General features: G+C 31.3%; 21 protein-coding genes. 5 read left to right on the forward strand and 16 right to left on the reverse strand.

What is annotated here, in order from left to right:
• Positions 1–15 precede the first annotated feature (15 nt).
• The 3 genes from ACJMLB_RS05460 (at position 16) to ACJMLB_RS05470 (ending at position 2,490) form a co-directional block, all read left to right on the forward strand.
• The gene (locus ACJMLB_RS05460; RefSeq protein WP_405324546.1) at positions 16–1,236 is read left to right on the forward strand and encodes an HD domain-containing protein; all 1,221 of its coding nucleotides are present in this window, start codon (positions 16–18) and stop codon (positions 1,234–1,236) included.
• Positions 1,237–1,325: 89 nt separating this feature from the next.
• Entirely contained in the window at positions 1,326–1,883 is a 558-nt protein-coding gene (locus tag ACJMLB_RS05465; protein WP_405324336.1) for a UbiX family flavin prenyltransferase, read from the forward strand.
• 43 nt (positions 1,884–1,926) lie between these two features.
• The gene (locus ACJMLB_RS05470) at positions 1,927–2,490 is read left to right on the forward strand and encodes a methyltransferase domain-containing protein (RefSeq protein WP_405324338.1); all 564 of its coding nucleotides are present in this window, start codon (positions 1,927–1,929) and stop codon (positions 2,488–2,490) included.
• A gap of 66 nt (positions 2,491–2,556) precedes the next feature.
• On the opposite strand, the gene ACJMLB_RS05475 is transcribed toward ACJMLB_RS05470, so the two are convergent.
• From ACJMLB_RS05475 to ACJMLB_RS05550, 16 genes are all read right to left on the reverse strand, one after another.
• Positions 2,557–3,297: a molybdenum cofactor guanylyltransferase gene (locus ACJMLB_RS05475; protein WP_405324340.1), complete on the reverse strand. Its 741-nt coding sequence runs from the start codon at positions 3,295–3,297 to the stop codon at positions 2,557–2,559.
• Positions 3,298–3,376: 79 nt separating this feature from the next.
• Positions 3,377–4,144 (reverse strand): hypothetical protein, encoded by a 768-nt coding sequence (locus tag ACJMLB_RS05480; RefSeq protein WP_405324342.1) that lies wholly within the window; start codon positions 4,142–4,144, stop codon positions 3,377–3,379.
• Positions 4,145–4,287: 143 nt separating this feature from the next.
• Positions 4,288–4,536: a hypothetical protein gene (locus ACJMLB_RS05485; RefSeq protein WP_405324344.1), complete on the reverse strand. Its 249-nt coding sequence runs from the start codon at positions 4,534–4,536 to the stop codon at positions 4,288–4,290.
• 254 nt (positions 4,537–4,790) lie between these two features.
• Positions 4,791–6,284 (reverse strand): IMP dehydrogenase, encoded by a 1,494-nt coding sequence (gene guaB / locus ACJMLB_RS05490; protein WP_405324346.1) that lies wholly within the window; start codon positions 6,282–6,284, stop codon positions 4,791–4,793.
• 129 nt (positions 6,285–6,413) lie between these two features.
• Positions 6,414–7,133, reverse strand: coding sequence for a (5-formylfuran-3-yl)methyl phosphate synthase (locus ACJMLB_RS05495; RefSeq protein WP_405324348.1), 720 nt, complete (start codon positions 7,131–7,133; stop codon positions 6,414–6,416).
• Between the two features lie 343 nt (positions 7,134–7,476).
• Positions 7,477–11,316: a hypothetical protein gene (locus tag ACJMLB_RS05500; protein ID WP_405324350.1), complete on the reverse strand. Its 3,840-nt coding sequence runs from the start codon at positions 11,314–11,316 to the stop codon at positions 7,477–7,479.
• Positions 11,317–11,729: 413 nt separating this feature from the next.
• Positions 11,730–12,956 (reverse strand): LUD domain-containing protein, encoded by a 1,227-nt coding sequence (locus ACJMLB_RS05505; RefSeq protein ID WP_405324352.1) that lies wholly within the window; start codon positions 12,954–12,956, stop codon positions 11,730–11,732.
• A complete protein-coding gene (locus tag ACJMLB_RS05510) occupies positions 12,953–13,693 on the reverse strand; it encodes a (Fe-S)-binding protein (RefSeq protein ID WP_405324354.1) in 741 nt (246 codons plus the stop codon). Before ACJMLB_RS05510 ends, ACJMLB_RS05505 begins: the two co-directional genes overlap by 4 nt.
• Before the next feature lie 76 nt (positions 13,694–13,769).
• Positions 13,770–14,171: a DUF2304 domain-containing protein gene (locus ACJMLB_RS05515; RefSeq protein ID WP_405324548.1), complete on the reverse strand. Its 402-nt coding sequence runs from the start codon at positions 14,169–14,171 to the stop codon at positions 13,770–13,772.
• Positions 14,172–14,197: 26 nt separating this feature from the next.
• Positions 14,198–14,905, reverse strand: coding sequence for a glycosyltransferase family 2 protein (locus ACJMLB_RS05520; protein ID WP_405324356.1), 708 nt, complete (start codon positions 14,903–14,905; stop codon positions 14,198–14,200).
• A 60-nt stretch (positions 14,906–14,965) separates the two neighbouring features.
• Positions 14,966–15,424: a riboflavin synthase gene (gene ribC / locus ACJMLB_RS05525; RefSeq protein WP_292788836.1), complete on the reverse strand. Its 459-nt coding sequence runs from the start codon at positions 15,422–15,424 to the stop codon at positions 14,966–14,968.
• A gap of 161 nt (positions 15,425–15,585) precedes the next feature.
• The gene (locus ACJMLB_RS05530; protein WP_405324358.1) at positions 15,586–16,782 is read right to left on the reverse strand and encodes a tetratricopeptide repeat protein; all 1,197 of its coding nucleotides are present in this window, start codon (positions 16,780–16,782) and stop codon (positions 15,586–15,588) included.
• Between the two features lie 202 nt (positions 16,783–16,984).
• Complete coding sequence (locus tag ACJMLB_RS05535; RefSeq protein ID WP_405324550.1) at positions 16,985–17,815, reverse strand: ATP-binding cassette domain-containing protein; 831 nt, start codon at positions 17,813–17,815, stop codon at positions 16,985–16,987.
• Positions 17,816–18,000: 185 nt separating this feature from the next.
• The gene (locus ACJMLB_RS05540) at positions 18,001–19,128 is read right to left on the reverse strand and encodes an adenosylcobinamide amidohydrolase (RefSeq protein ID WP_405324360.1); all 1,128 of its coding nucleotides are present in this window, start codon (positions 19,126–19,128) and stop codon (positions 18,001–18,003) included.
• Positions 19,129–19,377: 249 nt separating this feature from the next.
• Positions 19,378–19,716 (reverse strand): P-II family nitrogen regulator, encoded by a 339-nt coding sequence (locus tag ACJMLB_RS05545; RefSeq protein WP_298536912.1) that lies wholly within the window; start codon positions 19,714–19,716, stop codon positions 19,378–19,380.
• A gap of 26 nt (positions 19,717–19,742) precedes the next feature.
• A complete protein-coding gene (locus tag ACJMLB_RS05550) occupies positions 19,743–20,954 on the reverse strand; it encodes an ammonium transporter (protein ID WP_405324362.1) in 1,212 nt (403 codons plus the stop codon).
• 596 nt (positions 20,955–21,550) lie between these two features.
• Here ACJMLB_RS05550 and ACJMLB_RS05555 point away from each other — a divergent pair.
• Both ACJMLB_RS05555 and ACJMLB_RS05560 read left to right on the forward strand, forming a co-directional pair.
• On the forward strand, positions 21,551–21,949 hold the full coding sequence (locus tag ACJMLB_RS05555; protein WP_405324364.1) for a hypothetical protein: 399 nt from the start codon (positions 21,551–21,553) through the stop codon (positions 21,947–21,949).
• Positions 21,950–22,141: 192 nt separating this feature from the next.
• Positions 22,142–22,711: a helix-turn-helix domain-containing protein gene (locus tag ACJMLB_RS05560; RefSeq protein WP_405324366.1), complete on the forward strand. Its 570-nt coding sequence runs from the start codon at positions 22,142–22,144 to the stop codon at positions 22,709–22,711.
• Positions 22,712–22,722: the final 11 nt, after the last annotated feature.

Here is a 22,722-nt window from a genome sequence, read left to right on the forward strand (position 1 = left end):
ATCTTAAGATGTGTTATTATGTCACGGCAGAAATTCATCAGAGACAGCATACATGGAAACTTGCCACTAACTGAATTTGAAGTGGAAGTGTTGGACTACCCACAAGTTCAAAGATTAAGAAGGGTAAAGCAATTAGGGTTCATTTCATTGATCTATCCTGGAGCTAACCACTCACGTTTTGAGCATTGCATTGGAACAATGCATCTTGCATCAAAGCTTGCTGAACAATTGGAATTGGATGAACATGACAAGGAATTGGTTAGAATGGCAGGATTGTTGCACGATGCAGGACACGGACCATTCTCACATGTTTCAGAAGCTGTTTTTGATGTTCCTCATGAAGAATTAACTGGATTTATTGTGACAAAAACCAGCTTGGCAGATAAGTTATCTGAGAAATTTAACACACAAGAAATTGTCGATATCATTAACGGTAAAGGCAGATTAGGTCCAATTATCTCTGGAGAATTGGATATGGATCGTATGGATTACCTCATTAGGGATTCCCATTACACTGGAGTGGCTTATGGAGTAATCGATACTGAACGTATCATAAGCAATTTGAAGTTAAAGAGAGAATTGATATTGGACATAAAAGGGGTTCAAGCTGCAGAAGCTGCTTTAACAGCACGTTATCTAATGTATCCAAGTGTTTATCAGCACCACACTACAAGAATCATCAATGCAATGTTTAGAAGATGTCTAAGACATATGATTAGCCAAGACATTGTAAATCCTAATGAGATGTACAAATACGATGATTCTGATATGATAAGCATGTGCAGAAGCTCTGAAGGATTTTCAAGAGACATAATGGAACGTATTGACAACAGACAACTATTGAAGGTAGCTAAATCCGAACCTGTTAACGGATTTGAAAACCCCGAACAAATATTTAAGATTGAAAAGGAAAAACTGGCTAAGGCTGAAGAGGAAATCAGTGAAGACTTCGGTTTGGATAGAAATTATGTTATTCTAAACGTCTCAGAATATCCAAGTTTCGATGAAATGAAAACCTGGGTTTCCTTTGGAGAAAACCTATATCATCTAAATGAGATTTCAAGCATAGTGGGTGCATTAAGCAGTGCAAGGTTCAATTCAGCAGATATTGCACTTTATGTTCCTAAAGAGGATTTAGGAAAAATAAATAGATTAAAGCTAGACAATTACATTGATTTGCCAGAAAGAGTGAATAAATTTGATACAATTCATTTTGAACAGTCAACATTGTTTTAAAAGAATAATTAAAAATAATTAATAAATAAATCATAATTATATAATTGAAATATTGATTAAATAGAAATATTGTTTTTAGAGAGGATAAGATGATAGTAATAGCTATTACAGGTGCAAGCGGAGTGGTTTACGGAGTGGAACTGCTAAAGGCACTGAAAGAACTTAATATAGAAACTGGATTGATGATAAGCGATTCCGCTAAAATAGTGATGAAATATGAATTGAATGATTGCAATTTGGAAGAGATTGAATCATTGGCAGACCACTATTTCGAAGCAAACGAGATTGATTCATCCATCAACAGCGGTTCATTTAAATTCGATTCAATGGTTATCATCCCATGTTCCATGAAAACAGTATCTGCAATAGCTAATGGTTATGCATCCAATTCAATTAGCCGTGTAGCTGATGTGGCATTGAAAGAACGCAGAAACCTTGTTTTAGTGCCAAGAGAAACTCCTCTACGAGATGTTCATCTTGAAAATATGCTTACAATCTCTAAAGAGGGAGGAATCATCCTACCTGCAATGCCTGCTTTCTACCACGAACCTAAAGACATCAAGGACATGACTGACTTTATTGTAGGTAAGGTTTTGGATGTTTTAAGAATAGACAATGAAATGTTCAAAAGATGGGAAAAACCATAATAATGGCATAATCTACTTAAATAATCTTTTTTGAGTTGTAAATATGATTAATGACTTTGATTTATTGACAACATGTGACATTTCAGGATTTATTAAAGAGGAAATCAGATCAATCCTAATCTATAAATCTGATGTTAAGGATTCAGATATTGTTTTAGACATTAATTGTGGTGTTGGAGAGATATCTTCAGAATTTTCCAATCTTGCTCAAAAGGTATATGCAATTGATGAAAGTCCACAAGCCATCACAATAAGCCAAAATAATATTAAAAAGCATGGAAATATCGATAATGTTGAAATGATAAATGAAGATGGATTATCTGCAATTGAAAAAATAGAGAATTTTGATATTGCTATCTTACATGCTAAAAATGACAAATACAATGAAATTATAGATATTATCCATGAAAAAATCAATTCCAAAGGTAGAATTCTTATTTTAACAAATATACTTGACATTGAAGTGAATGTAGTCAATAAATTGGATGAACTGAATTACAATCCACAAATCACACAAATAAACATTTCAAAAGGACAATTATTATATAAGGGAATAAAAATGGAAAGTCAAAACCCAATGACAATAATTTTTGCTAAAAAAAGATAATTGTAAAAAAATAGTTAAAAAATAGCTACTAAAAAAATTGATAAAAATAACATTAAAATATAATTATTATATTTCCAAATCCTTAAGATCTTCTTTTCTGTTAAAGTTTCTGAAGTCCTTTTCAAAGAGAACCTTATTGTCTACTTCTATAAAACAAGGATTTTTCAAGCATTTAATGAATGATTTTACATACAAGTTATCTTCTTTTAAAAGCTCATCAATCTTATTCAAATTCTCTTTTTTATAAATGGAATGCAATGGCTCACTGTTTGCTATTTTCATATCAGTAGTCATTTCACTTGCATCATTGAAGTTAAATTCACCATTACCCTTGAACTTGTCCTTATTTGATTTTATGTGAAATGGTATGATTGCATCAATATTAGATTCCAAGTTTTCCTCCAATAGCTTAAACATTGCATCTATATTATCCTCACTTATAAAAGGAGAATCACAAGGCAATACAAGTGCATAATCTGTTTTTATATTCTTAAGCCCAGTCATGATTCCTGATATCGGGCCTTTCTCCTTAATCTCATCTTCAACAAATTCCAATGAAAAATCAAAATTGCTTTCAATATCACCTTCACAATACTGATTAAGTAATGACTGATAATCAGCTATCCTTTGAGCATCATTTAAAACAATTACAGCATCATTTATTTTATAGTTTAATCTTTCAAGTATGTGTAAAATCATAGGTTTCTCTTGAATAATCATAGATCCTTTATCTTGACCCATTCTTCTACTCATCCCTCCTGATAAAACTATGCAAGAATACAATTTTTGACCATTCATAAACATCATCTGTTAAAAATAAAAGTAAATCAAATTAAAAAAAGAAAAATGTTGGTCAAATGAAAATATCAATTAACCACTTAATAATCTATTCATTTACATGAACATCAGCTTCGCTATCGAATGGATTGGTACGGATAGCAAGAGAAATCATGTAAGGGTAATATTTTTTAAGGTATTTTAAATAATAAACCCATTCATAAACCAATTTAGAGTAAACTCTCTTCATGTCACCGTTTAAGTGATTGAAATCAGCATCCTTGATGTCAGAGAATTCACCTCTGCGGGAAAGCTCTTCATCCAAATGCAATAAAGCAAGCAAGAGTGAAGAGAATTCATCTTTCTCTAAAAGATTAGGGTTGTTGATGAGGTTTACTAAAAATTCCCTTTTTTCAACAAGAATTGAATGAATGTTTGTTAAGAACTCTTCCCTTTCTTCTGGGGAAATATCCGCTTTGAAATCGAGACCATTTTCTTTCAATTCCTTCATCTTATTATCGAAATCCTTTTCATCCCAGTTCCTGATATCCTTAAGGTTTTCAGTGTTGACCTTGTTCTTATTGACTTTGCTGAGTTCAGCTATAAGATCATTTCCAAGTTCTGAGAAGAAAGTACCCATAAGCATGTCTATTTTCTCTAAAATAGCTTCATGTTCCTTTTTACCCATTATGCCTTCAAGCAGGAATGCAACAATCAATATGTCTATTGGAATGAAACCTATGTGTTTCCAAAGATATGCAATAATCTCTTCACCATCTCCAAAGATAAGATATCTGGCTAAAAAGATGACAACAGCCAAGACAAACATGATTATTGCAAATCTGATCTTCCAACTTCTTTCGTTGTTATCTCTCATTATATAAACTCCAATAAAAAATTATACAAATTACTATAATATAAATTATTATTAATGCTTGTTATTAATTTATATAGTTAGTTTATTCATTTAATTTAATAAACTATTCGTTTTTAGAGAAATAAATTAAATCCGTTAAGTAATTAATAGCCAGGGTCAAATTTAAAAACTTTAGCAGCTAATTTCAATCCAGTATCTCTAAGAAAAGTATTTATTAATAAATAAGCTACAAGCCATCTTAAAGGCCATAAGATTAAACAGTTTTCCATTGAAATTCCATTTCCAGTTAAATAAAATGGAATTACACCAAAAATAATTGGCATGATAATGCTCATCATAAAACTAATCCAAAATGCAACAGGATTCCAAAGTCTTTTAATAAAATCTAACATACATATATCTCCTTATAGTAAATTTTTTTAAATATTTTATAAAACCTGTTAAAAATAGAATAAATAATTTTTAAAAAAATATTGTATCTACTATTTAAAGACTTTAAAAAGCAATTCATTTAGAATTGTAAAAAAAGAATTATTTAATTTGAAAAATAACAAATTAAAATAAAAATGATTTTTTAAATGATTTTTAAAAATAATTGAAATAGAATAATGATAAATTATTCTAAATTCAAATTCAATAGTTCAAACTATTCAAAATTTGGATAGTTTGGACTTTCGTTAGTGATCATCAATTCATGAGGATGTGATTCCTTAATACCACTTGCAGTGATTCTAACGAAACGAGCAACTTCCTTCATGGTTTGAATGTCACGAGCACCACAGTAGCCCATAGAAGACTTTAATCCTCCAACCAATTGGAAGACAACTTCAGCTACAGTTCCCTTATATGGAACTACACCTTCTACACCTTCAGCCACTAATTTTGAATGTTTCATATGGGTGCCTTTATCAACTTCTTGGAAGTATCTGTCAGCTCCACCACCAGATCCACCAGTCATAGCTCCAATTGAACCCATTCCACGGTAGGTTTTGTATTTTCTACCATTCATGGTCACAATGTCACCAGGAGCCTCCAAGGTTCCCGCAAGCAAGTTACCAAGCATTACAACATCTGCACCAGCACCAATTGCCTTTGCAATGTCACCAGAGTATCTAAGTCCCCCATCAGCAATGACAGGAACTCCCGCTTCGCTAGCAATATCTGCCACTTCTGCAATAGCTGTCACTTGTGGAACACCGATACCGGCTACAATACGGGTAGTACAAATTGAACCAGGACCAATACCTACCTTAAGACCATCTGCACCATGAGCAATCAAGTCTTCTGCAGCTTCACGGGTTGCAATGTTACCCATACATAAGTCTGCATCAATATTGTCCTTAATGGTTTCTGCAAATTTAACTACATTCATGTTATGAGCATGAGCACAGTCGATTGAAATGATGTCTGCACCAGCTTCATCCAATGCCATAGCCCTGTCCAAATCAAAAGGACCACAAGCTGCTGCAACTAAATATTTACCTTTCTTATCAACTGCAGCGTTAGGATGCTGATCTTGATTTAAAATATCTTTAATTGTGAGAATACCTACTAATTCACCATCTTCACTTACAACAGGCAATCTTTCAACCTTGTTTTCATAAGCAATATCCAATGCCTCTTCAGAAGAGATGTTCTCTTTAATGGTGACCACATCTGAAGTCATTATATCCTTAACTAATTTTTTAGAATCTGATTTTAAGAATGGTCTTACATCCCTTTTAGAGATAATTCCTACAATCTTCTCATTTTCAATAACAGGAAGACCGCTAACAGATTCATTTTCCATAATGTCTTGAACAGTCTCAATGGAAGACTCAGGGCTGATTGTTACTACATCACGTACTGTAATGTCTTCAGCACTTTTTACTTTTTTAACCTCTTCCACTTGTGCCTCTTGAGTGATGTTACGATGGATTACACCGACTCCTCCTTCTTGAGCAAGTGCAATAGCCAAATTAGCTTCAGTTACTGTATCCATTGCAGCACTCATAATAGGGATGTTCAATTGGATGTCTTTAGTTAAGTTTACTTTAGTCTCCACATCTTTTGCTTCAATCCAGGAAGCATTAGGAACTAATAAAAAATCATCATAAGTGTAACCAGGTTTTGCATTATATATCTTATCTGAAAATTGCAATTTTTTTCCTCCTAAAAATTGTAAAAAATAAAAATTATAATTAAAAATTCATGAAAATGATTTAAAAAAAATTATCCTAATTTAAGAAAATTAAGATAATTATAAGCATCAATTAAGAAATATTTGAAATTATTCTTCAAATGATTTGACCAATTCTTTTAATTCAGCTACAGCAGTGCGGTCAATGTGACCAGTGTTTCTGTCTCCACCTACACATGCAGCTCCTCTAACACCAACTACATCACAACCAATATCATATAATGGTTTTAATTGATCTTTTTTAACAGACCCTGCTAAAGCAACATTTAAACCATAACTGTGAGCTTCTTCTGTGAATTTTTTACAATCATCAATATCCAAATAATCAAATAAGGTGTGTCCATCCTTAACAGCAGTGTCTAACATAGCCAAATCTGCTCCAGCATCTCTTGCTACTTTAGGAATATCCCATGGACTTACAGCTCCAACTCTATGAGCATCAGCATAACCTGAAGCAACAACAATAGCATTAGGATCAGTGTCTTTTACAGTTTTTACTACATTTTCCATTACTTCTAAAGCTTCTTCATAGTTACTTGGACCGTATAATCCTACTTTAATGTAATCTGCACCAGAAACTAATGCGCCCATAGCAGCTAAAGAAACAGTTCCAGGCTTGTATGGAACATCCCCTAAAGTTGCACTCACAAGCATGTCGCTAGGAGTGAGTTCTCTGATATCCTTAATTACCCAAGGGAAATTAGCACCAAGGGAACCTTCTTTAGGATTTTTTACATCAACTATGTCTGCTCCACCTTCAATGGATTCAATAGCTTCATCATGATTTATAGGACTAATTAATAAAAGCAAATATATTCCTCCAAATTATATATTTTTACAATATTCTTCATAATATCTATCAATTATAACTTTAATAATTTAATTTATAATTCTAATAAGTTTATTTATAATTTAAAATTTTATAAAATATCCATTTAAGAATTATTTGCATGAAGCAAACCCTTATAAATTTAATATTCTATAAATATTTTAGATTATCTATAATTATATAAATAATAATATAAATACTTTTAATTTTTTTAGAAATTTTTTTAGAAAAAAATAGTTATCAGAGTAAAAGTAAAATAGTGGACAATTGAAAAATAAAAAAAAAGAAAAAGGAGTTAAAAATAACTCCAAATAAAAAGAAAATTTAATTTTTCCTAACTTTAACTAAAAATAAAGTCAATAGAGACAATATGGCCAATATTAATGGATTTCCTGTCTTTTTAGAAGAAATATTTATAGGGCTACTGATTTTTTTGACTGGAGAACTTAAAGATTTATTTTTTGATGGATGATCATTTTCCAAATCATCCCCAGAATTATTTCTTCCATCGTCAAAGAAGTTATAATCATCCAAAGGATAATCATCATCAAAATCATCTTGAGAATCATCAGAATCATTATTTTGTCCATCATCAGAATCATCATTTAATGGAACTACTTCAATCTTTGATGAATCGAAATTATTAGATTCATTTATATCCTTTGTTGAAGAATCTGCAGTAACATTATTTAATACAATGCCTTCCTCTAAAGTTTTAGTGGAAATGATTAAAAATGCTGACTCCTTATTTTCCAAATCTCCAACTTTCCAAGTCAAATCAACAATATTGCCATCATCATCTGCTGTATTCACCACTTCTCCTTTACTGGATTCATGAATCACATATTCCAATCCTTCAGGGATACTGTTAAAGACATTAACATCACTTGCATTGTCCGGACCAATGTTAGTTACATTAATTATCCAATTAACAGTTTCACCAACAGCTGTTGGATCTTTATCCGGAATGATTGTAATCAATAAATCACATAAAGGGGAAACAGTTACTGAATCCCAATCGAAATTATTAGATTCATCAGGGTCATAAGTTTCTGCTGTGACATTAGTTGGTAAGATTATCTCTTTATTTGATGAATTGATTTTAGTGGAAATTACAAAGCTAATCTCTTCACCAACTGATAAACTTGGAATATCCAATTTTAGACTTGATGTATTAAAATCAACATTAGAACAGTTTAAATAAATCAAATCATCCTCTAATTCACCAAATGAAACTATTAACTTGCTTGCATCATCAGGACCCTCATTTCTAATGGTCACTGTCCAATTGAGAATATCGCCATAATCCACTACATCTTGTAGAGCCTCAATATCAATAGTCAAATCGGCGCTTAAAACTTTAATAGTCTTATTTTTAAAGTTATTGGATAAATTTGAATCCTCTTCAATAGAAGATACATTTACTGGAAAATCAATTAAACCAGTTTGATTGGTTAATGCATTAATAATCAAGGTTTGATTTTCTCCAATGCTAAGATTGCCAATAATCCAAATTCCATCTTCAGGATTATAATTGCCTATTGAAGGAGTTGCAGACAAATACACTAATCCTTCAGGAAGAACAGCACTTAAATTTACCCCACTTGCATTATTTGGACCATTGTTACTGACTTTAATAGTGTACTTTACAGTTTTATTGAAATCAATGTTTACTCTGCTGGATCCAATATTTACTGATAAGTCAACTATTGGAATAATTTCAAACTGATTATCTTCATCAATTCCTTTATAATAATCATCTTCAAAATGTTTTGCATAAATCAGATATTTACCTGTTTCAAGAGGTTCATTGAAATAATCACTTAAATTAAAAGAAATATCTCCTAAAATACCTGTTTTAAAAGTTTGATTAAAGATTATGTCTCCTGAAATATCGGTTATATTACTGATACCACTATTTATATCAGTGATTTTGGTAGAACCATCACTATTTTGGGACTCTTTATAAATAATTACATTGACTATTTGATTATCTTCCCTATCATCCTGATACAATAAGCTGCCATCATTACTGTTTTGAGCACCATCTACTGGGTGAATCTCATCTTCAGATGTGATTTTCTTGCCTTTTGAGGATATGTAACTCACATTATAAAAATATATTTTATCCATTGAAGCAGCATTATAGATAGCATTAGCAATATTATTGCCTCCAACTAGAGTGAAATTAATTAATATATCACTTTCATTAAAATAGCTTAGATCAGGATTTACATTTGAATCCAATGAATAAGACCATGCTTGATTCCTATCAAAACTAGTGTTTGATAAAGTCATATCTAAACCATCAGTGTAAATTGCGGATCCATTACGAGCTGTATTGAAGTTAAATATTGAAGAATCAATAGTATTATTATCTCCTTTTATATAAATGGCACCACCTAAACCACTATCCAATTCAGTGAGATTAGGAATTGCATTATTATTTAAAAATTTAGATAAGATAACTTTAGCATTTGAACCCTCAATGAAAATAGCTCCACCTTTTTGGCTGACATCATTATAGCTAAAATTAGTTAATATCAAATTAGCGTTAGATCCTTTGATATACAATCCTGCACCAGACTCTCCAACATTATTTTTAAAAATATTTTCATAGACATATGTGTTTATGCCCTCAATGTATACAGAACCATTTTTTATTATATGGTTAGTAAAATTTGAGTTGAAAATATTAGCATTAGCCCCGAAGACATAAATTGCTGCACCATAATCCGCAAAATTATTTTCAAAGCTGGAATTTAAAATAGATGCATCAGACCCATTAATAAATATTCCTGCTCCAAAATTTTTTGCAGAATTGCAATTAAATGTGGAGTTTATTATTAAAGCATTATTTCCAACTATGAAAATAGCTCCACCATCACTTTCATTCGCTTCATTGCCTTCGAATATGGAATTTGTTACCTTTACATTATGTCCTTTAATTTGAATAGCCCCGCCCATAGGAGCAGAGTTATTGATAAAGACACAGTCAGTAATGTTTACACTAATATCATCAGCTAAAAAGCCAGTGCTTATTGCACCTCCGTACTCTCCAGCAGTATTATTGATAAAAATACAATTTATCAATTCACCGTCACTATGAAGAGTAGTGGCACCACCAACCTTATTGCAGTAATTATTTATAAAAGTAGAATTAATTACTTTAATTCCAGGCCTGAAACATAAAGCTCCTGCATGGGTATCATTGGCATTAGTTATAACGGTATTATTGCTAAAAGTACAATTAATAATATACCCTATATTAGTACTATTGCTGTTTTCTCCCACTTGCAGAGCAGCACCATGTCCTTGAAGACCCGTGTTATCCAATACAGTATTATTAAAGAAATTAGAATTCTTTACAGTAACATTCTTTGCTATAATCATTACAGAACTTGATACATTTGAATTAGAAAAAGAAAAATTGCTATCTTGAAGATAAAAATTTTCGGAACCTGATCTAACGTACAAATGTTTAAAATTATTTCTAAAATTACAATTGGATACTGAGGAATCATTTCCCCGCAATTCCACAGTAAAATTAATACCATTAATGAAATTACAATTTAATAAATGGACATTACTAGACCCTATAATTAGTATTCTTGATAATTTTTTTGCATCTAAAGTTGCCATATTTCCTTCAGAACCTCCATTTATGGTTATGGATTTTCTAATTGTAATTGGAGTTCCATTCCCAATAAATGTTTTACCATCTAAATTTATTACTGTAGATTCACGGGAATTGTCTATTAAACTTTGTAAATCACTAAAAGTATATAAATTCGCCTTTAAAGGATTTTCCTTTAAAGAATTAGTATAAACACTAGAATTTTTATTGACACTACTATAATTAATATAATCAAGACTAGATTTAAGAGATTTCTCATCTGAATTAATAGAATTTAAATCTGACTTATCCAAATTTAAATTATATAATTCATTCATAGAATCTACACAATCTTTATCCTCATTATTATAATCAATAGAATCTCTATTCTGATTAAAACTTGTTAAAGAAGATTCAGACTGTGATTTTTCTACAGCTGAATTAATGTTAGGTTCTAAAATGGAATCTGAAATGGAATCAGATATAGAATCCACATTTAAATCAGCTGCACTTACTGTTGAAAATGTTAAAAAAACACAGAGAATCATACAAATTAAATAAATTAATTTAATTTTCACTGTCATAACACCTCATAAATATTGAAGAAAAAAACTAATTAAGAAAATTAATCTTAATGAATATTTTTCTTCAAAAATATGTTTGAAGTAATCATTTATAAATTAAACAGTTTTTTAGTCTTAAAAATTGATTTAAACTAATAATATTGTTTTAATATTAAAATAAAATAAAAAATAGAGATTAATTTATAAAATAACTAAAATTTAATATCAAAATTAAAATTTATTAAATTAAATTAATTTTTAATTAATATTTGAAAAAGAAAATAAACTTAAAAAATAACAATTAAAAAAAAAAAATATTAAAAAAATATTAAAAAAATATTAAAAACAAGCTTAAAATAGGAATTCATGAAGAGATAAAGGTGTAAGAAAAACAAAAATTAATAAGGAGATCCTTTTTCTTTAATGTTATCCCGTATTTTTTTATGTTGCTCTCTAGAAAGTCCATCTTTTTGAGTTGTATTTCTTAAATCCTCAATGATCTTATTTGTAGGAGTTAAAACTGGACAATTTTCAGTGCACATACCACATAATGTACACATATACAAACCAGAATCAACTGATCCCTTGTTATCCTTAAGGTATTTGCTCAATGCAACACCACGGCCACCTAAATAGCTGTGATAACCGAATTCATTACCTACCACATTATAGACAGGGCAATTGACAACACAATTTCCACATCCAATGCACCAAAGACATTCCTTAATAGCATCCTTTCTGCCATTATCAAGCAAAATGACTGCAACTTTTTCAGCCCCATACATGTTTTTAAGAAGTTTTTTCTCAATATCTGCAGTTTTTGAAGGGCCTGCCACAATATTGATATATGAAGTCAAAGGCTTTCCAGTTGCAAATGCTGTTTCGAGCTTACCTATTGAAACGCAATCCTCAAGCAATGGAACCAATTTATCGATTCCTGCAACAATGATATGAAGCTTTTTGTTTTGAACCAAACTGATGTTTCCTTCATTGTGAACCATTAAAACAGCCCCATCTTCAGCAGCAATTGAATTGGTACCGCTGAGCCCTATGGAAGATTTCTCTAGAAGGCTTAAAACATCCTCCCTAACCGCCTCCATAATTGGCCTTGGTTCTGCAGGCAAATCCAAATTCATAGACTCATTGACAATCTTTGCAATGTCATGAACAGTCAAATGGGAAGCAGGGCCAGTAGGATGAACTGGACTGTTATCATCTTTTTTCAATTGCAGAATACGGTCTCCCAAATCAGTTTCGACAATTGTCATGCCCTCATCTTCCAAAAATTGAGTTGCATCAATTTCACGTAGAGTGTTGGACTTGGATTTTGCAATGAAAACCTCATTTTTATCAATATTGCTATTTTCAATTTCCTCGTTTATTAAATCAAGCAATATCTTTCTTGCCTCTTCATCATCATTTGCATAAAAGCAATCAATATCATTTTCCTTTAAGCTCTTCATGGCAAGAGCTAATAGCTCTTCATTATTGTCTATTGCATACTTTCTAATATCTATGACCCTTTTTTGGAGAGCTTGTATTCTTGGAGATTTCACAAGGGGCTCTATCCTATCCTTTAGGTTATTGAATACTTTTCTCATTGATTCAATTTCCTCATCCTTCATTGGATTTCCCCCTCTTTGGAATCAGAACGACTTGTGATTTCATTATCATCTGCTGAATCCAAATGCTCTAAAACAAATTCAGACAGGTCTAAAATTTCTAAATCATCAGAATTTTGACTTAAATTCAATTTGCAGAATGGACATGCACTAACCAATAAGTCTGCATCAGTGTCTTTTGCCTCTTGAATTCTCAAATCAGCTATTGAATTGGATAAGTCACCGTAAGCGGATTTCACTCCTCCTCCAGAGCCGCAACATCTTGCCTTTTCCCTATTGTTTTCCATTTCAACTAAATTGGAAATGGAATTGATTACATTACGTGGAGCTTCATATTCTCCAGCATGTCTTCCTAAATGGCATGAATCATGATAAGTGACCTTTAAGTCCTTATTGCCTTTAAGATTGATTTTATTTTCATTAATCAATTGCTCCAATAATTGAGAAATATGAATGACCTTTAAGTCAACATCAAGGTATTCCTTATAATCTTCCTTTAATGTCTTATAGCAACCTGCACATGAAGTTAGAATGGTTTTTCCTTCCAAATCCTCTAAATTTCCTTTCATCTGCTCAATTGCATCATCTACAAAACCAGTTCTCAAGAGTACAGATCCACAACATTTTTCATCTTCTAAGGTCTCATAATTGATTTTTGCTATTTTTAATATTCTTTCAGTAGCCTTGCTGATAGAATTCAATTTTTCACGTGCTGTGCATCCTCTAAAATATAATAACATAATATAACCTTACTTAAATCATAATATTGCAAATTCTTTTAATTATTTAAGTAATTAATAAAAAAATCTAAAAAAATTATTCGTCCTCATTATCAATATCTTCTAATTTTATTTCATCTCTAATGGCTAATTCCCTAACTAGCTCAGTTGTATTCCTATTCAATTCATCAACTTTAACATATAGTCTAAAAATTGCATAAACTAGAAGTGCATATCCTAAAACAAGCAATAAATCTAATCCTCTACCAAAACCAAAGAATCCTGCAAGAGGATCACTTAATTTAGGAGCAAAAGCAAAGAAATTAACCAATATACAGACTAAAATCCACAGTACAAATGTAGCAGGAGTGATTTTCTTAACTCTTAATCTCCTATAGAAGAATATAATGACTATTATAGTTGCAATGATTAATAAAACTTGATATGTACGAAATGGACCTATAATAATAACACTTCCTCTTAAAAAAGTTATAATAATTTTCTAAAAAATACTTTCAAATCTAACTATATTCTGAATAAATCAATTACCATCTTAGTTAAAATCCTTAAACCTACAATTGCATCAGTCCCCTTGTTTTGGGTTTCTGGAGTATAGATTGTAGTAATTGTTACTTCCACTAATCTTAAATTCTTATCACTTATTTCCTTAATGAATTCAGATGATACACCATATCCCCTTGAAACGATGTTTATAACATCTGCTGCATGGGCTGTAAATGCCCTAAGGCCAGATTGTGAATCCTTAACCTTTCTTCCATAGAATATAAGAGTTAAAGCATTCATAATGTAATTGGCAAAGCTTTTACTTAGAGGCATGTCTTCAAAAGGCCTTGCACCGATTACAACATCTGCCTCCCCATCAACTAAAGGCTTGCAAACTTTAGGAATATCCTCTATTTCATGCTGTCCATCAGCATCAAATGTTACGATGTATTTAGCTCCATTTTCAAGTGCAAGAACCATTCCAGTCTTTAATGCAGCCCCTAATCCTCTGTTGATTACATGAGAGACTACAAATATCTGATGGGGGTATTTCCTTTTAGATTCAATAGCAAATTCAAGGGTCTTATCCTTTGAACCGTCATTAACCAATATCACTTTATATCCTTTTTCAGCTATTCCCTCAATGATTTGAGAAACTGTTTTCTCTTCATTGAATGCCGGAACGACTAAATAAACATCTTTAGTGATTTCTGAATTTTCATCTGACATGATATCTTAATTTCAATTATCTTTATAAAGTTAAAATTAAATCTTACATTAAATTTAAAATTATAATGGACCAGCGTCCTCTTTACCTTCTCTCATTCCTTTTCCTGCTTCTTTCCTCATTTGTTTAGGATGGAACATCATCTTGATAAGATTCTGAGCATGTTCACGAGCCCTATTGTCTGCTAATTTTTTGAGCTCCTTAGGGTCTTCCTCTTCATCTTCATGAACAAACACTTCCAAAATATGAGTGTTTGTCATGAGTTGAGCACGAATCAATCCTGTTGATGCCTCATGAGCACACATCTTATCCTTTTCCATAGGACCAGGCATTCCTAGTGCCATTACAATTTCACAGTCTTCCTCTTCAATTAGCTTTTTACTTGCCACTGGAAGATCTTTTACACCAGGAACAGTAACACGAATAATCTTTAAGTCTGAAGCGTTTTTCTTTAATTCGTCAATAGCTGCAGCACCCATATCATAACGAGCAAAAGTAGTATCTGCAATTCCTATTCTCATTTTACTCACCAAATAAACATTATTTTAAAAAGTATTTTATTATTCCAATAAAATTATCTTAATAATTAATCTTAATATTTTAATACATTATAGAATATGTTTTTAATTATATATAAAGTAAATTAATTATGGAAATTTCTTAATAAAAATTCATAAATTGTTTAAATCCTATTCTGAATTGAATTGATCTTGCCTAAGATATGATTATCCTTAGTCAAATCATATAGGATTCTATAGAAATACAAAGCTCCTCTATAATACTTCCTAATTTCCAAATCAACACAAATAATCCTTAAAGTGTCTAAAATAAATGGATTAACTCCCACTTGAATCTTTTTAGATTCAATGACATTTTCTGCATCCTTTCTATCAATTTCAGTATTGATTCCTCTGGATTTCAAATATTCCAACTCTCTGAATGCCTGCCTATTGAAATCAAAATTTAGGCTGAAATCATAGAAGACAGCTGCAATATCCAATTGATTTTCCTCAACATAGAAGAAACCGAAATTTCTATATGCTCTTGCAATATCCTCATTCTTGTATGCAAACTTTAATGCATCCACATTGTATAGGAAAAACCTATTGTAGGTTCGTGTCTTTGATTTATAAATGTCTGCAAGGGAAAGTATGGTTTTTGAAGAGACTGGATTGATTCTTAATGCCTTAAGAAGATATTCCTCTGCCTTTGCAAAATCATCATTTTCCAATAGCAATGTTCCATATATATAATACAAATCAAATAATGGCTCATTGAATGGAATATATGCCAATTCCTTCTCTAGGCCTATGTATTGATAAAATAAGATTTCTTCAAGAGGATTTAAAAAGCTATGATACTCCTTTTGAACAGAAATTTCTTCCTCATTATCCTTATTCATCTTATTGATTTTTACATCTTTACGCCAATTAACCCTATTGCTCTTTTTCTGATTGATATTATATGACTTTGGACTTCTTGACAATTTGTTTAACTCATATCTCATATATTGAATTTCAGTGATTGACCTATTTGATTTGAAATCGCTTTCCTTATGAATTTCCTCATTTTCATACTTATCCTCAAAATGACTCATGAAATTCTCTAATTTTTCCAAAGCGGTTTTCTTGTCACGATTTTCAATAAGTGGAATGACGTCATCAAGAATCCGTGATACATTTGTCTTCTTGGATTCCTCATTATTCTCTTCATGATAAAAGTCTAAAGATTGCCAAATCAATCCTGAAATCTCTTTAATGATCTCATAAGCGGATTCGTGATTTTTATAATAATCCAATTGGGATACCAAATAATCCCTATCCAAATCTGGATTTCCGCTTAAATTCCTCTTAATTTGGTTAATAATCTCTTCAGTCATTTAAATCATCACAAAGAAACAGTAAAGTTTTCTACTAATTTTTTTATTGATAATCCTATTTAAATGATATTATAAGTAGAAAAAAAGAAAAAATGAATGTGCACAATCTCACATAAAATAAAAATTAAAAAATAAAAATAAATGGATAAAAATTATCAAAAAATAGCAAATAGTAAAAATTAGTATTGGAAAATAAATTCAATTATTCCAATAAATCCAGGAACTTTTTACGTGCCTGACCAATAGTTAAGGGATAATCTCCACCGAAATCAATATTATCCTCTTTTTCCAAGATTTCTGCAAGATGTGCCATTCTTGGAAGGCGCAAATCAGCCGCCCTAATTGTGTCCACATCAGAAAATACATCATGAGGTTTTCCTTCAGCAATGATTTCTCCATCACTTATCAAATGAATCTCACTTGAATAGACAGGAACCAAATCCACATCATGAGTGGAGATGACTATAGTCATTCCTTCCTTGTTCAATTCATACAATAATTTAAGAATATGGGAAGCCCCTTTCGGATCCAAACCGGAGGTAGGTTCATCAAGAATCATCAGTTCTGGTTTCATAGCCAAAATACCTGCAATAGCTACCCTTTTCTTTTGTCCGCCACTTAAATGATGAGGGGATTTCTTTTCAAATCCAGCCATTCCTACTTTTTCAAGGGAATCCTTAACCCTTTGTTCCACCTCTTCAATTGGAAGTCCTAAATTCATAGGTCCGAAGGCCACATCCTCTTCTACAGTTGGAGCAAAGAGTTGATTATCTGGGTTTTGAAATACAATTCCTATCTTTTGACGGGCTTTAAAAAGGCTTTCCTTATCATATTCCAACTTCTCCCCATCAATATAAACTTCACCGGATTTTGGAATATGAATACCATTGAAATGCAAGAATAGAGTGGACTTGCCAGCCCCATTTCTTCCTAAAAGAGCCACCATTTCTCCTTTATCCACTTTAAAATTAATGTTGTTCAATGCCCTTGTCCCATCAGGATATTCATAAACTATATTTCTTGCCTCTAAAATACTAAAACCTCCAACTGATTATTTATTATATAAATAAGAGTATATAAATGTTTAAAAAGTAATAAAAAACACTATAAAATCTTAAAAAAAGTAATACTTTTAAATAAAGCCTATTTGATATAATATCAATCATAAAATAAAAAATAGAAAAAATAATAAAATGAGAAAATAGAATTATTTGAAAATCAATCTAATTGTGTCTTGATGATATAATCTAAAAGCAATTTCATTGAAATCCATTCATCTCTGTTCAATTGATTTTCCAAAATTGAATTGGAAGCCTTAAGAACTGTTTTTTTGCTTAATAAACCATATCTGTACTGGTCTAAAAGATGAATGATCAATGAAACATATGAAACAAGTTCCGGATTTTTAGAAATGCGGATTAATGAAAGAATGAATTTCCTTTTATCATCTTCATCTTCCATTTTCACATGTTTTGGCAAATAATCATTATAGAAATCATCCAAATTGTATTGGAACCTATCCAATCTAACCAAGGCATTCAATTGATAAGTTGGAGTCAACCATTGCAATTTTGCCAAAGCATCTTTGATTGAATCGATGACAACTTTTCCAATGAGTTCCCCTATTTTTGCATGCTTGCTTACATTATCTGTAAAGTTCTCACTTTCCAGATTTGAGAAAATAGCTATTCCATCAGTTCCTGTACCTGTAGCTATTTCATTTGAATAATTGCTTGACACCATTAAATCCCTAAGGGCAACTGCTTTTGCCTCAACAGCAATCATTTCTGCCAATAGAAGAGAGCTTTCATCAAGTTTTGTATTTATTAAAAGTATTGTATTGATAGTTCCAGGCTTATTGGGATTTTGATTATTGTCAGAATCTTCATCTAAATCATAACGATAATCTGCATTGATTTCATAATAGGAAGCAAGGTCTCCTGCAGAAACTGCATTTACTCTCGCACCTGCAGTTGTAATTGCTATTACTTCAATATCCTTATATTTTTCACAAGATATTGAATAGCTGTTCATGTCTGCAGATGTTATAAGCCCACTTAACTTTTCGCTTCTTAAATCCAAATCGCTATAAAAATCAGATGACAAATCCTTTAGGAAATCCAATATGCCACCATCACCGTATTTATCAATATTTTCCTGAGACAGTTGATGATTGAAAACAGCAGATAACTCCTCATTGTATCCCCCATTTAACCAAGAAGTGACTATCCCATTTCTTTTAGGGCCAAATTTAACAAGCACAGTGTCTGAATTCTTTAGTATTTCATCACCATCACTTGTTTTGATTATCAATTCAAATTCCTGATTTTTATCATCAATTGACATAAGATTCCTCTAAAAATAGTTAAAATACAAATAATAAATTTAAATGCTAATTTATTTTTCTAAATTATAATTTATTAAAAATAGTATTTAAATATATAAAAAAATTAAAAATATGAAAATTAAAAAATTAGATTAAATGAAAAAATAGAAAAAGAAAAATAAAAAAATAAAAAACTTTTGAATATTACTCCAAACTAAAGGAAAAAGTTTTGGTCAAGGTTTTTGAGGCGAAGCCTCAAAAAGCTTGAGTTAAACAGCATCAGAACCTCGTTCACCAGTTCTAATCCTAATCACTTCAGCTACATCAGAAACGAAAATCTTACCGTCTCCAACTTCACCGGTGTGTGCACTTTCTACAATAACATCCAAAATGCGTTCTAAGTCCTCATCATTAACAACGAGCTCTAGACGTGTTTTAGGAATAAGATCAATACAGTAACTGGAACCTCTGTATGATTCCCTGATACCCATTTGCCTTCCTCTTCCTTTAACCTCTGAAACATTCATTCCTTCACAGCCGGCATCAATCAATGCTTTTTTAACGCTTTCAAACTTTTCCTGACGAATAACTGCAATTATCCTTTTCATAAATATCACTCCACATTAAGCAAATTCTACAATCTGTATCCAGATTCATTGTGTAAGTTTGCATCAAGTCCTCCGATTTCCTCTTTTTCTTCAACTCTGATACCAATTGTCTTATCAAGGATTTTTGCAAGAATTATGCTGATAACAAATGCATAAACTGCTGTTGCAATAATACTTATGATTTGTATTGTTAATTGATTAGGATTTCCAAATAGCAAACCTGCTGCTCCATTGATTGCTGGTGAAGCGAAAATACCAGTAGCTATTGCTCCCCATACACCTGAGAGACCATGAACTCCAAATACATCCAATGCATCGTCGTAACCGAATCTTGATTTCAAATAATAGATAGCATAGTAGGATACAAATGCAGTTACAAATCCTATAATGATTGCTGCTGGAACATCAACGAATCCCGCTGCTGGAGTAATCGCTACAAGACCTGCAACACCACCAGTAATTGCACCTAACATAGTAGGTTTTCCTACTTTAACTGTATCAATCAATACCCATGTGATAAGTGCAGTTGCTGCAGCAACATTTGAAACTAAAATGGCAGAAGCTGCAAGTCCATTAGCTGCAAGAGCGGATCCTCCATTGAATCCCATCCATCCAAACCATAGGAGCCCTGCACCTAAAACTGAATAACCTAAGTTATGTGGCAATAATGAAGGATTTTTCCTTTTTCCAAGGACAAGAGCCAATGCTAAAGCTGTTACTCCAGAGTTAATATGTACAACTGTACCTCCTGCAAAGTCCAATGCTCCCATTTGCATCAGCCATCCTCCACCCCATACCCAATGGGCAATAGGGATGTAAACCAAGCTCACCCATGCAATGATGAATATCATCCAGGCGGATGTTTTCATTCTTCCTACAATAGCCCCAGATACAAGAGCTGCAGTAAGTCCTGCAAAAGTCAACTGGAATACAATAAATAATATTGTTGGAATGGAACCAGTCAAATCATTTATGCCAATTCCAGTCATGAAGAAATGGGCTGGTTGTGAAATCAATCCATTAATACTTACATCTCCAAAAGCAAAAGGATAACCATAAGCTACCCATATCACACTTGCTATGGAGAATGCTATAAAAGTTAAAAACATTGTATTCAATACATTTTTCCTTTTTGTTAAACCACTATAAAAGAAAGCTACTCCTGGGATGCTCATTAAAAGAACTAATAAACTAGCGATGAGTATCCATGCAGTATCTCCTGTACTTAACATAACCATATTATCATTTCTCATAAATCAATTAATAATAAAAATTTAAGGAAATAAATAATTTTAAAATAATTTTTTTAATAAAGAACTTCAATAAAGAACTTTAATAAAGAACTTTAATAAAGAACCTTAATAGAATTTCAGCTATTTTTTTGATTATAAACTAATTAAGAAATTTGATGTTTTAGACTAATTTTAGATTAAATTTAAGGATTATATTAATTTTAATTAGTTTTTATTTTGAATAATACATAACTCAATCTTCCAAATAAAAATTATTTATTTCCTATCGGAAGACGGCTTCCGACTTCCGACATAATACTATATGTTTTTCAAGTATATAAATATTCCCCATAAAAAGTGGATATAGGAAAAAATAAGGAAAATAAACTAAATAAACGAAAGAATTAACAAGGATAAATGATTTAATGCTTTAAGTTAAACAAATAATGGAATAAATGAAAAATAAGTAAATAAAAAATAATTTACCATAATATATAAATACTATTTAATTGAAAAATTAATAATGTATATTAATTTAAAAATATACTATTAAATTAACTTTTATGTTTATATTAATATTATAATTATGAAGAGGTGAGAATTTGAAAGTTGATCGAAAAGCTAAATTCTGCATATTTTTTGTTATTGCAATCCTTGCCTTGGGATTGAGTAATTTTGCAGCTGCATTTACAGGAGATTTTGTCAGCACATCATTGCCAGGGATCAATGATACTGATAAAATGATTGCCTTGGATGACGATAATTTTTCTCCAGCAACCATAAATGCGGTTTATGAAGAAAAAAAAGTTGTAGAAGAAGTTAATGAAACTGATAATTCAACTGATTCAAATTCCACTATTGATGATAATACTGATGATGGTTCCAATAGGAACAACAATCAAAACAGTAACTCAAATTCAAACAACAATGAAAATGGTGGAGGAGACAATTCACACTCAAAACCAAGTTCAGGTCAGACAGATACTGGTGATGATGAATAATCTCCTTGAAATCTTTTTTTATTAAATTTATTTACTTCTTAATTCTCTTTTTTAAACATTTAATGTAAAATTACTCGTTTATAGGGAATATAATGAAATATTTATAATCAAAACTCAAATTTAAAACTTTAAAACTAATTAAAACTAACTAATAAAAACTGTAAACAAAATTTTATGTATAAAGGTGAAACAATGAAAGAAAACAAAGAATTTGCTTTAAAGGTAAAAAGCATTAGAGAAAGACAAAATATGAGCATTGAAGAGCTTGCAGAAAAAAGTGATGTTAAATTAGAAGTTCTTCAAGCTATGGAAAATGGTGAAATCATCCCTTCCCTCACTCCACTTACTAAAATGGCAAAGGCACTTGGAGTTAGAGTTGGAACTTTCCTTGATGACACTCCACAACTTGGACCTGTTGTAGTAAGAGGCGGAAAACCAAACAATGTATTATACTTCTCCGGAAGAGAAGATGTGACAAATGCAAGTAACTTAGAATTCCACTCTTTAGGTGCAGGTAAAATCGACAGAAACATCGATCCATATATAATTGACATTACCTATGAAGAAGATTACAAATTATCTTCCCACGAAGGTGAAGAGTTCATTTATGTATTAGAAGGAGAAATTGAAGTGGAATATGGTAAAGATAAATTTACTGTAGCTGCAGGAGACAGCATATTCTATGATTCAGTTGTACCTCATCATTTACACTCCAGCGGTGACAAAGCTAAAATATTAGCTGTTTTATACACTCCTTATTAAATAAATTAGAA

It is taken from the genome of Methanobrevibacter sp., from assembly GCF_045114555.1.
Lineage (GTDB): Archaea > Methanobacteriota > Methanobacteria > Methanobacteriales > Methanobacteriaceae > Methanobrevibacter.